The sequence below is a fragment of the Pelagibius litoralis genome (genome assembly GCF_011683915.1).
In the GTDB taxonomy this organism is placed as follows: Bacteria; Pseudomonadota; Alphaproteobacteria; order Kiloniellales; family Kiloniellaceae; genus Pelagibius; species Pelagibius litoralis.
This window is the reverse complement of the sequence record NZ_JAAQPH010000007.1, coordinates 153,647-168,682: the sequence shown is the minus strand read 5'-3', so window position 1 is coordinate 168,682 and position 15,036 is coordinate 153,647. Positions and strand designations below refer to the sequence as shown.

General features: G+C 66.4%; 12 protein-coding genes. 3 read left to right on the top strand and 9 right to left on the bottom strand.

Annotated features, from left to right (window positions below):
• Positions 1-45: 45 nt before the first annotated feature.
• The 3 genes from HBA54_RS11240 to HBA54_RS11230 all read left to right on the top strand — a co-directional run bounded on the left by HBA54_RS11240 (position 46) and on the right by HBA54_RS11230 (position 2,584).
• On the top strand, positions 46-492 hold the full coding sequence (locus tag HBA54_RS11240) for a DMT family transporter (protein WP_167224460.1): 447 nt from the start codon (positions 46-48) through the stop codon (positions 490-492).
• A 282-nt stretch (positions 493-774) separates the two neighbouring features.
• Positions 775-1,299: a PAS domain-containing protein gene (locus HBA54_RS11235; RefSeq protein ID WP_167224458.1), complete on the top strand. Its 525-nt coding sequence runs from the start codon at positions 775-777 to the stop codon at positions 1,297-1,299.
• A complete protein-coding gene (locus tag HBA54_RS11230) occupies positions 1,274-2,584 on the top strand; it encodes a methyl-accepting chemotaxis protein (protein WP_167224456.1) in 1,311 nt (436 codons plus the stop codon). Before HBA54_RS11235 ends, HBA54_RS11230 begins: the two co-directional genes overlap by 26 nt.
• Positions 2,585-2,587: 3 nt before the next feature.
• Here the strand turns inward: HBA54_RS11230 and cobM are convergent, their stop codons facing one another.
• The 9 genes from cobM to cobN all read right to left on the bottom strand — a co-directional run bounded on the left by cobM (position 2,588) and on the right by cobN (position 15,033).
• Positions 2,588-3,352, bottom strand: a complete 765-nt coding sequence (gene cobM, locus HBA54_RS11225; protein WP_167224454.1) for a precorrin-4 C(11)-methyltransferase — start codon at positions 3,350-3,352, stop codon at positions 2,588-2,590.
• Positions 3,349-5,175 (bottom strand): precorrin-3B C(17)-methyltransferase, encoded by a 1,827-nt coding sequence (gene cobJ / locus HBA54_RS11220; protein WP_167224452.1) that lies wholly within the window; start codon positions 5,173-5,175, stop codon positions 3,349-3,351. The genes cobM and cobJ overlap by 4 nt, the downstream gene beginning before the upstream one ends.
• Complete coding sequence (locus HBA54_RS11215) at positions 5,172-5,876, bottom strand: precorrin-2 C(20)-methyltransferase (RefSeq protein WP_167224450.1); 705 nt, start codon at positions 5,874-5,876, stop codon at positions 5,172-5,174. Before HBA54_RS11215 ends, cobJ begins: the two co-directional genes overlap by 4 nt.
• Positions 5,873-7,114, bottom strand: coding sequence for a precorrin-6y C5,15-methyltransferase (decarboxylating) subunit CbiE (gene cbiE, locus HBA54_RS11210; RefSeq protein ID WP_167224448.1), 1,242 nt, complete (start codon positions 7,112-7,114; stop codon positions 5,873-5,875). Before cbiE ends, HBA54_RS11215 begins: the two co-directional genes overlap by 4 nt.
• 5 nt (positions 7,115-7,119) lie before the next feature.
• Positions 7,120-7,758, bottom strand: coding sequence for a precorrin-8X methylmutase (locus HBA54_RS11205; protein WP_167224446.1), 639 nt, complete (start codon positions 7,756-7,758; stop codon positions 7,120-7,122).
• Positions 7,759-8,026: 268 nt separating this feature from the next.
• The gene (locus HBA54_RS11200; RefSeq protein ID WP_240932618.1) at positions 8,027-9,061 is read right to left on the bottom strand and encodes a sirohydrochlorin chelatase; all 1,035 of its coding nucleotides are present in this window, start codon (positions 9,059-9,061) and stop codon (positions 8,027-8,029) included.
• Between the two features lie 52 nt (positions 9,062-9,113).
• A complete protein-coding gene (locus tag HBA54_RS11195; protein ID WP_205944584.1) occupies positions 9,114-10,637 on the bottom strand; it encodes a cobyric acid synthase in 1,524 nt (507 codons plus the stop codon).
• Positions 10,638-10,654: 17 nt separating this feature from the next.
• A complete protein-coding gene (gene cobO, locus HBA54_RS11190) occupies positions 10,655-11,281 on the bottom strand; it encodes a cob(I)yrinic acid a,c-diamide adenosyltransferase (RefSeq protein ID WP_167224616.1) in 627 nt (208 codons plus the stop codon).
• An 11-nt stretch (positions 11,282-11,292) separates the two neighbouring features.
• Positions 11,293-15,033 carry a cobaltochelatase subunit CobN gene (cobN, locus tag HBA54_RS11185; RefSeq protein WP_167224444.1) on the bottom strand — a complete coding sequence of 1,247 codons (3,741 nt, stop codon included), beginning with the start codon at positions 15,031-15,033 and terminating at the stop codon, positions 11,293-11,295.
• Between the last annotated feature and the right edge of the window lie 3 nt (positions 15,034-15,036).

Genomic DNA, 15,036 nt, shown 5'->3' with positions numbered 1-15,036 from the left:
GGGCCTGCATCGCCGCAGGCGCAGAGGATCGGGAGAAGGAAGAATATGGCGGCAACATTCTGGACAGCGCTGGCCTTGGTCGGCATCGGCGGCATGGCCTTGGCGGTGCAAGCGCCGATCAACGCCGCGCTCGGCCGCAGTGTCGGCGACGGCGTTATCGCCGCCATGATCTCCTTCGGTACCGGCTTTCTGCTGCTTCTGGCCCTGGCCGCCAGCCGTGGGGTGCTGCCGTCGCTGGCAACGCTCAAAGCGGTACCCTGGTGGTGCTGGACCGGCGGTATCTTCGGCGCCTTTTATGTTTGGGCCGTGCTCTGGAGCGTACCGAAGCTGGGCGTCGTGACGACTTTTGCCGTCCTGATCCTGGGCCAGCTCCTGGCTGCGCTGTTCCTTGACGCCAATGGCGCTTTCGGCCTGCCGATCAAGGAAATCACAATCCCCAGGGTCGGCGCGGTTGCTCTGGTGAGCGCCGGCCTGGTGATCTCCCGGTTTTAGAACGGAGTCACCGGATCGATGGATCGCGGCACGCGGTCCATCGGTTACGAGGCGCAGTTCAGACAGTGCCGGCTTGATCCGGAGTCGATCATGCAGAAAGTGTAACGCTTACCATCAAGGCCGCTGGTATCGATTCGCCAACCGTCAGTAATCAAATCGGACTGAGCAATTCAGTAGAGATGGAAACTTCTGCGGCAAGTCGCCGCGGCTCAATCTTTCTTTAATCCGATAAAATTAGAACGCTTACCAGTCAGTTCGTATTCACCTTTTGCTCTGGTAAGTATGTCACGCTCAATCGTTACCCCGACAGGCCGGGAAGCTTCTTTCGGCATCGATGAAATCATCGTCTCCAAAACCGATCTGAAAGGCAGAATCACTTACGTCAACGATGTCTTCCTGCGGGTCAGCGGGTATTCCGAACAGGATGTGATCGGCCAGCCGCACAACCTCATTCGCCATCCGGACATGCCGCACAGTGTCTTCAAGTTGCTGTGGGAGAAAATCCAAGAAGGCGAAGAGATTTTCGCCTACGTCATCAACATGGCAAAGAACGGCGACCACTACTGGGTCTTCGCCCATGTCACGCCGAGCCCCGACAAGGACGGAAAGATCCAGGGCTACCATTCGAACCGGCGCAAGCCGGACCCCGAACAGATCGCCCGGATCGAACCGATCTACCAGGAACTGCGCCAGGCCGAAGGCAATGCGGCGCGGTTGAAAGATGGCATGACGGCCGCACTGGACTTTCTTCAGAGGACCTTACAGGCGCAGGGAACGATCTATGAACGCTTTATTTTCACAGTCTAACGGCCAGCGTCTCGCCGGCCTTGCCGCCCTGTTGATCACTGCTGCGATCGTTTGGCAGACGGCTGCGGGCGATGCGAAAGCCGCCGCCGTCGCCCTGCAGCTTCTGGCTCTCGCGGTCGTCGCGCTGTCGGCCTGGGTCCAGCACCGTGTAAGCACCGCGACAACGGCGATCATGGAAACCACGCGGCAGATCGCCCGGGGCGGCGATTTCAATTTGCGGATTCAACGGCCCGCCGCCGCCAACGACATTGTGGCGCTGCGCAACACCATCAACCACCTGGTCGACGTAACCGACGCCTTTGTGCGCGAGGCGGGGGCCTCCATGCAGCATGTCGCCGCCGGCAAGTACTACCGCAAGATCCTGCTGCGCGGCCTGCCGGGCGATTTCCAGGCGAGTGCCGGGCGCGTCAACACCGCCATCGCCGACATCGGTGGCCGCACACAGCATTTCTCCAAGCTTTCCGACTTCTTCGAAGCGCAGGTGAAAACGACAATCGAAACGGTCGAGCAGGCGGTCTCAAGCCTGGGCGAACAGTCAAAGGGCCTCAGGACCTGCGCCGACGAGACCACGCATAGAGCGACGACCATGGCCGCCGCAGCCGGCGAGGCCTCGGCAAACGTGAAGTCCGTCGCAACCGCCGCCGAACAACTCTCCACCGCGATTCAGGAGATCACCCAGCAAGTGGCACGCCAGGCCAAGATCGCACATTCAGCGCGCGGAGATGCCGAGAACGCCCGCGACCAGATGCGCGCCCTGGTCACAACCACCGAGCAGATTGGTCAGGTCCTGGATTTGATCACCGAGATCGCCGACAAAACCAACCTGCTGGCACTGAACGCCACCATTGAGGCAGCCCGCGCCGGGGAGGCCGGCAAGGGCTTTGCTGTTGTCGCCAGCGAGGTCAAGACCCTGGCGCAACAGACGGCCAAGGCAACCGAGGAGATCGGCCGCCAGGTCACCGACATCCGCGACACGACACAGCGCACCTACGACGCCAACGAACGGGTTACCAGCACGGTCGACACGATCAGCGAGATCGCCGACTCGATTGCCGGGGCCGCCGAAGAGCAGAGCACCGTCACCCGCGAGATCGCCAGTTCCATCGGACAGGCATCGGCCGGCGCGGCCGAGATCGCCGAAAACGTCTCCCGCGTCAGCGATTCGGCGAACCAGACACAGGATTCCGCCAAGCTTATCGAGACGACCGCCGACGACATGACCGCACAGATCAAGACACTCGATCAATCGGCAACCGAGTTCCTGAAAGCGGCCCGCGCCGACTGACCTCTAGGCGCTGCGTTTGGGCCTCAGCACATGGACATGGCTGGGGTCATAGAGGCGGCTGTCGCTGAAGTCGTTGGAACCGAGCACCCGGCCGACCAGGATCAGCGCCGTGCGGGTGATCTTGGCGGCGCGCACCTTCTGGCGGATGTCGGCCAGGGTGCCGCGGATGATCTGCTGGTCCGGCCAGGAAGCCCGGTAGACCACGGCGACCGGACAATCGGCGCCGTAAAAGGGCGTCAGTTCGGCTTCGATGTGCTTCAGGTTGCGGATCGACAGGTGTATGGCCAGGGTCGCGCTGGATTTTCCCAGGGTCGCGAGATCCTCGCCTTCCGGCATGGCCGAGGCCTTCATGGCCGTGCGGGTGAGGATGAGGGTCTGGCTGATCTCCGGCAGTGTGAGTTCGCTTTCCAGCGCCGCCGCCGCCGCCGCGTAGGCCGGCACGCCGGGCACGATTTCGAAAGCGATTTCGGCTTCGCGCAGACGGCGGATCTGCTCGGCAATGGCGCCGTAGAGCGAGGGATCGCCGGAGTGCACCCTCGCCACGTCCTGGCCCACCGCATCGGCCTCGACAATCTGGTGAAGGATCTCGTCCAGAGTCATGGGTGCGGTGTCCATCACCAGGGCATCGGGCCCGGCAAAAGCCACAACCTCGGTCGGTACAAGGGAGCCGGCGTAAAGCACTACGGGGCAGCGCGCGATGAGGTCGCGGCCCCTCAGGGTGATGAGATCGGGCGCCCCCGGCCCGGCACCGATGAAATAGACCGTCACGCTGCATCCTCCGATTTCTTCTTGGCTTTGGCGGCATATCCTCTTGGCGTGTAGACCCAATGTCCGCCGCCGCTGCGCGCGACGCGCCGCGTCTCGCTGGAGCCGACCAGCACCACCGTCAGCATGTCGACCATGTCCGGGGTCAGCTCTGCCAGATCGACAAGCTTCAGGGTCTCCCCATCGCGGCCCAGGTTGCGCGCCAGGATAACCGGGGTATCGGCCGGGCGATGCCGTTTCAGGATTTCCACCGCCGCCGCCAGTTGCCGGGTGCGGCGCTTGGAGACCGGATTGTAAAAGGCGATGACGAAGTCGCCCGCCGCCGCCGCCTCGACCCTTTGTTCGATCGCCGGCCAGGGCGTCAGCAGATCGGAAAGGGATATGGTGCAGAAGTCATGGCCCAGCGGGGCACCGGCACGTGCCGCCGCCGCCTGCAAGGCGGAGACACCGGGCATGACCTTGATGTCAATGCGCTGCCAGGACGTGTCCTCGCCGCGCTCCAGCAACTCGAAGACCAGGGTCGCCATGGCATAGATGCCGGGATCGCCGGAGCAGACCAGCGCCACGTCCTTCCCCTCGGCGGCGAGGTCGAGGGCGACCCGCACCCGCTGTTCCTCCTCGCCCAGTTCATAGCCATGACGCGCTTTTCCCGAAGCCAAAGGTCCCAGCAGATCGAGATAGAGGCCATAGCCGACGAGGTCGCTCGCCCGCAGGACAGCGGCCTCCACCTCCGGCGTGCGCCAGACCGGATCGCCGGGCCCGGTGCCAACGACGCAGAGGCTGCCTCTCGCGCGACCAAGGTTTTGAACATCGATCACGCCCGGTGCCAGAGCCACGGCACAGGTGGCGCGGCGCGACTTGGTCTTGGCAACGACGAGCTTGGCGCCCGCCCCCGCGGCGGCCAGGGCCGCGCCCTCCGCCACGCCGTGACAGCCGACTTCGCGGAACACCAAATCGGAGGGATTGGCGAGACGCGGGGCTTCCGCCTCCAGCGTCACTGCATCGAAAAAGCGGGCGGGCACGTCCAGGCGCGCGGCCAAATCCAGCACCGCCGCCTCGTCGGCCTTCACGTCGATGGAAAAGACCCCGGCGACCGCAAGGTGCGACAGGCCCGCCGCCGCCAGGGTGGACTCAACCAGGCCCGCCAGTTCCGCCGCTTCGCAATCCCGCTCGCAGCCGACACCCAGCGCCAGCACCGCCGGATGATAGACAAGGCAGTGCGGGCCGGGCTCACCCCGCGTCTCGGTCACCTGGACCGCAAGCCCGCCGTTCTCGCTGAAGGGCAGGCTACTTTGCGCCAACCAATCCGCATCGCCGCGAAGCTTCAGCGTCTCGCCGGACAGCAGCGCCGCCGCGAAGCCCTTGTAATTCTCCGGATTACCGAGCCGCCAGCCGGCAGGCGGCGCATCCAACGCCACGCCGAAACGCCGGTCGCCCGCGGTGGTGACTGCCGCTTCGATCTCCAGAATCCCGGCGAGGCGTTTCGCCAGATCGTTGGCGCCGCGGTGCCCGCCGAGCAGGGGCACGACGGCGGAACCATCCTCCGCCACCGCGATCACCGGCGGCTCCGCGCGCTTGTCGGCCAGCAGCGGCGCCAGAGCACGGATCAGCGTGCCGGCGGCGGCGATCCCGATGATGGCGCGGCCTTCCAGAAAGGCCGCCTGCAGGGTCGCGGTGAAATCCTCGAAGACGACATCAGCCGACGCCACCCGACCGGCGCGGCCGTAGACCAGAGCCGTCGGGACTGCGGTCTTCAGGCGCGCGGCCAGCTCGGCCCCACCCGGGGTCAGCACGACAAGGGCTGCCGCTGATTCGCCCATACTCATGTCCAGGCCTCCCCCCGGCGATGAACCAGGATCATCGAGAAGTAGGGCGCCCCCGCCTCCTCCAGGCTGTCCAGCGGCAGGATGCGTTGCTCGCCCATGGTGGCACGTTCCACATAACGGGCGCGGTCCAGCAGACCGAGCAGATCCAACACCTTGCGAACCTTCTGCAGGTGACGACCGACCTTTATGATCGCTGCCGCCTCGGCGTCGCGCAGCAACTGTGCCAGTTCATGCCGTTCCAAGGTCGCCGGGATCACGGTCAGCACGTCGTTGCGCGCAGCCAGTGGCGCCCCCAGCACGGCGGCGCAGGCGGTCAGCGAGGAAACGCCGGGCACCACCTCCACCGGAAAGCGCTCTGCCACCCGGCCGAAAAGGTACATGAAGGAGCCGTAGAAGAAGGGGTCGCCCTCGCAGAGAACCGCAACGTCGCGATCCGCTTCCAGATGCCCGCCGATCTCGCCGGCGGCCCAGTCATAAACCTCCTGCGCCGGGAAACGCGCCGCCACCATCGGCATGCGGATCTCGATCTCGGTCTGCCCGCCGGGCAGATGGGACGCGACGATGGCGCGGGCCAGGCTGTCGCCCTCCTCCGGCGCCGGATAGGCCACCACCGGCACGGCCTGCAGCAGCCGCAGCGCCTTCAGGGTCAGCAGCTCCGGATCGCCGGGCCCGATACCGAGGCCGTAAAGTTTGCCGGTCATGACGGCTTGCCGGCGAAAGTCTTGCGGTGACTGTAGTGGGTCACCGGCATCATCGGCCGCCAGCCCTGGAAGGGCCCGACCGGCTCGGCGCGGGATACCGCCAGGCGGCTGAGCGCGCCGCCGTGATCTTTCTGCCAGGCCAGCAAGGCCTGCTCGCCCTCCAGGGTGACCGCGTTGGCGACCAGACGGCCGCCCTCTTTCAGCGCCTGCCAACAGGTCTCGATAACGCCTTCGCCAGAAGCCCCGCCGCCGATGAAGACTGCGTCCGGCGCTTCAAGGCCGGCAAGCGCAGCGGGCGCTTCGCCGTCGACGATTTCCAGGGCCGGGGTGCCCAGCGCCTCGGCGTTTTCCGCGATCATGGTCAGGCGTTCAGCCTTGCGTTCCACGGCGATGGCCCGGCCGCGCGGTGCGGCGCGCATCCACTCGACGGAGACGGAACCACAGCCGGCGCCGACGTCCCAGAGCAACTGACCGGGCAAGGGCGCCAGAGCCGCCAGGGTCACCGCACGCATTTCCCGCTTGGTCATCTGCCCATCATGGCGAAAGGCCTCGTCCGGCAGGCCCGGCACCCGCGGCAGAAGGGCTGCATCCGGGCCGGCGACACAGTCGATCGCCAGGGTATTGAGGGCGGCAATATCGTTGGCCCGCCAGTCGTCGGCGGTACCGTCGATCCGGCGCTCCGCCGCGCCGTCCATATGTTCCAGCACCACCATCCGGCTCCCGCCGTAACCGCGTTCGCGCAGCAGGGCGGCGACCGCCCCCGGCGTCTCCGCGCCCTCACTGAGGATCAACAGTCTGGCGCCGGGCTGCAGATAGGATTGCAGCAGTGCCAAGGGACGGCCATGAAGCGTGAGGGTCTCAACCTCGGCCAGCGGCCAGCCAAGCCTTGCCGCCGCCGAAGCGAAAGCCGAGAGGCCGGGTAGAATCGTCATCTCATCCCGGGGGATGCGCTGTAACAAAGAAACACCAATGCCGTACCAGAGCGGATCGCCGGTCGCCAGGACGCAGACCCGAGTGCCGCGCCGCGCGGCGATCTCGTCCAACAGGGTAGCGAGCGGACTGGGCCAGGCCAGGCGTTCGCGCCCATCCTCCGGTACCATCGCCAGATGACGCTCACCGCCGACCAGCACCTCGGCATCGTCGACCACCCGCCGGGCGGTTGGTGTCAAACCGGCCAGACCGTCTTCGCCGATGCCGACGAGGGAAAGCCAGGGTGCAGATTTAGAAGCCGCGGACATCGCCGTCAGATCCCCGCCCGCGCCAGGGCATTAACAGCGGCGGCCGCCATGGCGCTGCCGCCGCGCCGCCCGCGCAGGGTGAGATAAGACAGGCCCAGGTCGGCGGCGACCAAGGCCTCTTTGGACTCCGCTGCGCCCACGAAACCGACCGGGAAAGCCAGGATCACGGCGGGTCGCGGCGCGCCCTCGGCCAAGCGTTCCAGCAAACGAAAAAGCGCTGTCGGCGCATTGCCGATGGCCACCACCGCCCCGGCCAGGTCATCGCCCCAGAGGTCGACGGCAGCCGCCGAGCGTGTCGTGCCCAAGGTCTTTGCCAGATCCGGCGTGCGGGCATAGTTCAGGGTGCAGAGCACGGGGTTGTCGGCGGGCAGGCGTTTGCGGGTGATGCCGTCGGCGACCATCTCGCAGTCCGCCAGGATCGTCGCACCGCCTTGCAGGGCTGCCCGGCCCGCCGTCGCCGGATCGCCGGCGAAGGCGAGATCGCCGACGATCTCCGGCATGCCGCAGGCATGAACCACGCGCAGCGCGATTTCCGCCACCTCGGGCGGCAGAGCCGAAAGATCGGTCTCCGACCGCACGATCTCAAAGGAACGGCGGGTAATCTCCTGCGGATCGCGGATGTAATTTTCGAGGGTGGTGGTCATGCTGGTGATACAGACTCGACCGTCACCCTCGGGCTTGTCCCGAGGGTCCATCCCTCCGCAAACCCGGCCCTTCCCCCGACCATGGATGCTCGGGACAAGCCCGAGCATGACAAACTCAATGAACTCGGCGTGACGGAGAGGATGTCACCCCCACCCCTACCCTCCCCCATCAAGGGGGAGGGAGCAGTGAGGGAATCTTGCCCCTTCTTTTTCCCTCCCCCCTTGCGGGGGAGGGTCAGGGAGGGGAGTGTGCCGCAGACAATGCACATCAGGCCGATTTCTTCTTCATGCTGACCGGCCCCAGGGGATGGTCGGCATGGGGATAGGGGTGGTGGTGATGCCCGTGATCATGAGAGTGATCGTGTCCATGACCATGGTCATGGCTGTGATCATGATCGTGGCTATGCCCATGGTCCGGCTCGGTGCCACCAGTGCCGATACCTTCGACGTGATGGTGGTGGCTTTCCTGCGCCAAGCCGACCTCGGCCTCGAAGCCCAGAACCTGCTCGCGGTATTTGCAGAGCTTGCAGTTCATCAGGTTCTCGCCGTCGATGATCTCCTGCACCCGCTCGGCAAAGGCGTCGAGCACCGCCGGGTGGTCGTTCAGGTAGGACGCCTTCACGAACTCGATCTCCGGATGGCGCGCCGCGACCTGATCGGCGTAGTCGTAGATGCGCCGGACAAGGATGCCGGTGAAGAGGAAATAGGGAAACACCACGATGCGGCGGTACCCCAGCCTTGCGGCATGTTCCAGGCCTGGCTCGACCAGCGGAAAAGTGACGCCGGAATAGCAGGTCTCGCCCCAGCCGAAACCGAGGCCTTCCCAGAGCATGCGCATGACCTTGGCGACGTTGGAGTTGGCGTCGGGGTCGGAAGCACCGCGGCCGACCACCATCAGCAGCGTCTCGTGGCGCGGCACGTCGTCGCCGGCAGCCGCCAGGGCCTCTTCGATGCGGTCGCTGGCCGCCTTCAGCAGCTTGGTGTCGATGCCCAGTTCACGGCCATAATCGATGGCCATTTCCGGGTTTTGCGCCTGATAGGTGTTCAAGACCGAGGGGATATCGTTCTTGGCATGGCCGGCGGCAAAGAGCATGCCGGGGATCGCCAGGCACTGGGTGACGCCGCGCTCGCGCAGCTTGTCCAGCCCGTTGCGGATAATCGGCGTGGCAAACTCCAGGAAGCCGCTTTCCACATCGTACTGCGGCAGGCGCGCGCGGATGCCGCGGGACACGGCCTCGAATTCGCGCACCGCCCCTTCGTCGCGGCTGCCGTGGCCGCAGACCATCACGCCAATCTTGCCCATCAGTCTCTCCTTAAACGCCAAGTTGCCTGTTGTTCTTTGCCTGTGCCGGACTCTACGGGGCCTTACGGGGGCGGGGCAAAGGGAATTGTTCGATCACCGTTTCCCTCACGCTCCGCGCCAGGGCGATCTGGTAGAGCTGGTCCAAATCCAGATGCGTTTCCAGATGCGCCGCCAAAGCATCCAGGGTGTCCTCCACCATGGCGTCGTAAGCCAATCCTGATGTGGCCCGAGCCCTCAAGCTGCCCAGAAAGGCAGCGCGAAAGGCATCGCCGGCAAAAAGCCCGTGGAGATAGCAGCCGGCCACCTTGCCGTCCCGCGAAACGGCCCCTTCAGGGCGGCCCACCAGATCCAGAAAAGGCCGGTCCAGACCGGCACCCAGGGTGACCCCGACATGCATCTCGTAACCCCGGATCGCGGCGCCGCTTTCCTCATGCCGCCCCTGCACCTCTTCCAGCGCTTTCTCGCCGCTGAGGCGGGTCGTCACCTCGAGCAGGCCAAGGCCCGCGTCCGCCGCGCCCGCCGGCCCCTCAATGCCCTCAGGATCCTCGATGCGCTGCCCCAGCATCTGATAGCCGGCACAGATCCCAAGCACCCGTCCGCCCCGGCGCAGATGGGCCCGGATATCGATATCCCAGCCCTGCTGCCGCAGGAATGCCAGGTCCGCCAGAGTCGCCTTGGAGCCCGGCAGGATCACCAGATCCGCATCGCCCGGCAGGGCGCGGCCCGGTTCGACGAAGTCGACCGCCACGTCGGGCTCGGCGATCAAGGGATCGAGGTCATCGAAGTTGGCGATCCGCCCCAGCTGCGGCACCGCGATCCTGATCGCCCGGTCCGCTGCCGCTTCGGCCCCTGTCAGGGCCACTGCGTCTTCGGCCGGCAGGTGCCGTGCCGCCGGGAAAAACGGCACCACCCCCAGCGACGGCCAGGCGGTGTGTTCGGTGATGATCTGCAGGCCGTCATCGAAGAGGCTGACGTCGCCACGGAACTTGTTGATCACAAAACCGGCGATGCGCCGCGCCTCCGCCGGGTCGATGACCGCATGACTGCCGACCAGGGTGGCGATGACCCCGCCGCGGTCGATGTCGGCGACCAGAACCACCGGCAGGTCGGCGGCCTCGGCAAATCCCATGTTGGCGATATCGCCGGCGCGCAGATTCACTTCTGCCGGGCTTCCCGCCCCCTCGACCACGACCAGGTCGGCTTCGTCCTGCAGGCGTTGAAAGCTTTCCAAGACCTTGGGCAGCAGTTCACCCTTCATCGCCTGATAGGCGCGGGCCTGGGCGTTGCCCCAGATCTTGCCCTGCACGACGACCTGGGCGCCGACCTCGCTCTGCGGCTTCAGCAGCACCGGGTTCATATCGGTCGTCGGCTCGACACCGCAGGCGCGCGCCTGCAGCGCCTGAGCGCGGCCGATCTCGCCACCGTCGGTGGTGACCGCGGCGTTGTTGGACATATTCTGCGGCTTGAACGGTCTCACCGTCAGACCGCGCCGGGTGAAGGCGCGGCAGAGCCCGGCCACCAGCAGGGACTTGCCGACGTCGGAGCCGGTGCCCTGGATCATGATGGCCGGGGCCATGACAGGACTAGAGGGGGTCAAAATTCGACGCCCAGCTGCGCCTTTACGCCCTGCTCGCGGAAGGGATGCTTCACCTGGGTCATCTCGGTCACCAGGTCCGCCGCCTCGATCAGATCCGGCTTGGCGTTGCGGCCGGTGACGATGACATGCAGCATCTCCGGACGCTTATCCAGAAACGCCACTACCTCATCGAGGGGCAGGTAATCGTAGCGCAGCACGATGTTCAGTTCGTCGAGCAGGATCATGTCGTAGGGGCGGTCAGGTCCGCGGCAGGCATCGATCATCTCCTTGGCCATCTCCCAGGCGCCCTTGGCGGCGGCGATGTCGCGCGCCCGGTCCTGGGTGTCCCAGGTGAAGCCCTCGCCCATCGCCTTGATGGTCACCTGGTCGGAGAATTTCTCCAGCGCCACACGCTCGCCGGTCTCCCACTTGCCTTTCACGAACTGCACCACGCCGACGCGCATGTTGTTCCCCAGGGCGCGGAACACCAGCCCGAAGGCCGCCGTGGACTTGCCCTTGCCCTTGCCGGTATGGACGATCAGCAGGCCCTTTTCCTTGGTCTTGTCGGCCAGCATCTTCTCGCGGGCGGCCTTGCGGTTGCGCGCCTTTTCGTTGGCCCGGGCATTAATTTCGTCTTCGGTCATCTCGGCCATGATCAGGCAACCTCCAGGGATGTAAGAGCAGCCAGTTCCCCGGCGGCAGAGTTGGACCGCGGGCGCCAGAGGCCGCGCTCCTGCGCTTCGGCCAGGCGTTCGGCCATCTCGGTCAGGGCCGCCGGGTTGTTGTCTTCCAGGAAGGATCGCACAGCGGGCTCTTCCAGGTAAGCCTCGTAGACGGCATCGAAGTGGTGATCCGCGACGGCGCCGGTGGTCGCGGCAAAAGCAAAGAGATAATCCACCGTCGCCGCCATCTCGAAGGCGCCCTTGTAGCCGTGGCGCATGACCCCGGCGATCCACTTGGGATTGACCACGCGGGCCCGCACCACGCGGGCAATCTCCTCCTCCAGAGTGCGGATCTTCGGGCTTTCCGGGCGCGAATGGTCGTTGTGATAGACCCGCGGGCGGGCGCCGGAGAGGTGCTCCACCGCCGCCGTCATGCCGCCTTCGAACTGATAGTAGTCGTCGGAGTCCAGCAGGTCGTGCTCCCGGTTGTCCTGGTTGTGGACCACCGCCTCGACCTTCTTCAGGCGATCTTCGAAAAGGCCCTGGGCCGCCTGCCCCCCGGCCCCGGCACCATAGGCATAGCCGCCCCAGGCGAGATAGGCCTTGGCGAGATCGGCGGCTTCGCGCCAGCCGCGCTCATCGATCAGCGCCTGCAGGCCCGCCCCGTAGGCGCCGGGCTTGGAGCCGAAGACGCGGAAGCCGGCACGGCGCGATGCCTCGTCTTCGGACGCCCCCTCGGCGATCAGGCGCAATCGATCCTCGGCAACCTGCGCGGCCAGGGGGTTCTGCTCGGCGGGCTCGTCCAGGGCGGCCACCGCGCGGGCGGCGGAGTCCACCAGATCGATCTGCGCCGGGAAGGCGTCACGGAAAAACCCGGAGACCCTGAGGGTCACATCCACCCGGGGCCGGTCGAGAACAGACAGCGGCAGGATTTCAAAGCCGGTAATGCGCCGCGAGGCGGTTTCCCAGGTCGGCTTCACGCCCATCAGCGCGAGGGCCTGGGCAATGTCGTCGCCGCCGGTACGCATGTTCGCCGTTCCCCAGGCCGAAAGCGCCAGGCGGCGCGGCCAGCCGCCCTCCTCCTGACGATGGCGCAGCAGCAGGCGCTCGGCGGAAGCCCAACCAAGCTGCCAGGCAGCTGGCGTTGGTACCGTGCGGGTGTCGACGGAATAGAAATTGCGGCCGGTGGGCAGCACGTCGAGGCGCCCGCGGGTCGGCGCGCCGGAAGACCCTGGCTCGACGAAGCGCCCGTTCAGGCCGGTCAGCAGACCGGCGATCTCGGCCGCGCCCGAGGCTTCCACTGCCGGGCGCACCCTGCCTGCGATCCCGGCGAGCACCGTTGCGCTGCGGGTCCAGGCCGGATCGGCTTCGCACACACCACCAACCAGCGCCTGGGCGAGAACCTCCAGCCGTTCCACCGTGTCGCCCTGGCTGCGCCAGCCCCGTGCCTCGCCCAGCACGGCGGGCCGTTGCCCGGTCCAGGCATCCCCCATCACACAGTCCAGCGGATCGAAACCTTCAAAGCCGAGATCGGCTGCCAGGGCACGGATCAGGGAAGCATCCCCGCCCTCTCCCCGGCCGCGCGGCACACGGGTCAGGGCGACCAGCAGGTCGGTCATCTGTTGTCCGTCCGGCGCTTCGCCGAAGATGTGCAGGCCGTCCCGGATCTGCATCTCCTTAAGTTCGCAGAGATGGTTGTCGAGCTTGCCGAGGGCGGTTTCCGGGTCGTCTCCGGCGGCAATGCCGCAGTCCTTGTCCAAGCCGCTGCGCGCCGAGAGCGCCAGGATGTCGGCGCTCAGCACCTTCAGCCGCCGGGGGTCCAGGCCGGCGGCGTCATAATACTCATCGACCAGACGTTCCAGCTCAGCCAAAGGCCCATAAGATTCGGCGCGGGTCAGTGGCGGTGTCAGGTGGTCGACGATCACCGCCTGGGCCCGGCGCTTGGCCTGGGTGCCCTCGCCCGGGTCGTTGACGATGAAGGGATAGAGGTGCGGCAGGGCGCCGAAGACGGCTTCCGGGAAACAGGCCTCGGACAATGCCAGCGCCTTGCCCGGCAGCCATTCCATGTTGCCGTGCTTGCCCATGTGCACCATCGCCTGCACGCCAACGGCCTCGCGCAGCCAGGCATAGAAAGCGAAGTAGCCATGCGGTGGCACGAGATCGGGATCGTGATAGCTGGCCACCGGATCGATGTTGTAACCGCGCGCCGGCTGCAGCCCGATGACGACCTTGCCGAGGCGGAAAGCGGAAAGGCGGAAGTTTTCTCCTTCCACAAAGGGATCCTCGGCGGCATCACCCCAGCGGGCCGTCACCGCCGCCCGCACCGCTTGCGGCAGCTTGGCGAAGAAACGCCGGTAGCTGGCGAGCGCATAAGTTTCGCCGCCGGGCCGGCTGCTGCGATCCGTCAGGTCATTGGTTGGCCCGGCTGCCAGCCGTTCGATCAGCGCCTGCCCGCCAGCCGGCAGTTCGCCGCAATCGTAGCCCTCAGCCTGCAAAGCCCGCAGCACATTCATCGTCCCCGCCGGGGTGTCGAGGCCGACGCCGTTGCCCAGGCGCCCGTCGCGGTTGGGGTAGTTGGCCAGCACCAACGCGACGCAGCGCTTGGCCGGCGGCATACGCCTGAGGCGCAGCCAGTTGGCGCTCAGCGCGGCAACGAAATCGATGCGGTCGGCCTGCGGCTCATAAGCGACGACCGAGGTCTGGGTAGCGGCGTCGTAGCGCGCCTCGCCCTTGAAAGAGACAGCGCGGGTCAGCACCCGCCCATCCACCTCCGGCAGGGCGACGTTCATGGCAATGTCGCGGGCCGAAAGGCCGGTCGTCCCTTCCGACCAGGCCGCCGCGTTGCCGCCGGAGAAAACCACCTGCAGAACCGGCCCGTCACAAGCATCGAAAGGTGTCTTGCCGCGCTCGGCGCCGGGCACCGCCAGGGCAAAGCCGGTGGCGTTCAGGATGATCTCTGCCGGGGCATCGCCCAGCAGCTTCTCCACCACTTCGGCGGCTTGCGGATCCTTCAGGCTGCTGCAGAAGACCGGCAGGGCATTGACCCCCTGTATCTTCAAAGCGGCGATGAGGGCATCGACCGCGGCCAGATTGCCGGCCTGCAGCAATGCCCGATAGAAAACGATGGCGGCAACGGGGGCTGCCGTGCGCCAGTCGCGCCGCAGATCTTCGAGGCCCGGTTGATTTGCCCCGGGCCAGTAGAGGCCGGCCCGCAGCAGCGGCCGTGGTTCCTGCCAGTCCTTCTGCCGACCCAGCAGGCTGGCGGCATAGGCCAGGAGGTTCTCCGCGTTCTCCGGTCCGCCCTCGATGCAGTAACGCCAGAGCCGGAAGGCGGCCTCCTCCTCCAGGATCGAATAAGCCGAGAGGCCTGGGTCCGGCTGGTCGTCGCCGGGCAGCATGGCCAGCTTTATGCCCCGGGCAAGGCAGGCGGCATGGATCTGCTCGACGCCGTAGGGCCAGTAACTCTCGCCACCCAGCAGGCGGACCACCACCAGTTTCGCACCGGCGATCACCTGCTCGACATAGAGATCGACCGAGAGGTTGTGGCCGAGCTGCATGAGGTTGGCGAGGCGCAGGCTGGGGGCTTCCCCGCCGCTCTTTGCCTGTGCTGTAGCGAGCGCAGCCAATTCAGTATCGGCGGCGGAAAGAAAGACGATGTCGCCGGGGGTCTGGCCGAGGTCGACGGCCTCCGACCCGTCAGTGACCGCACCCGGTGTCGCCTGAAGAAGGTGCATCGC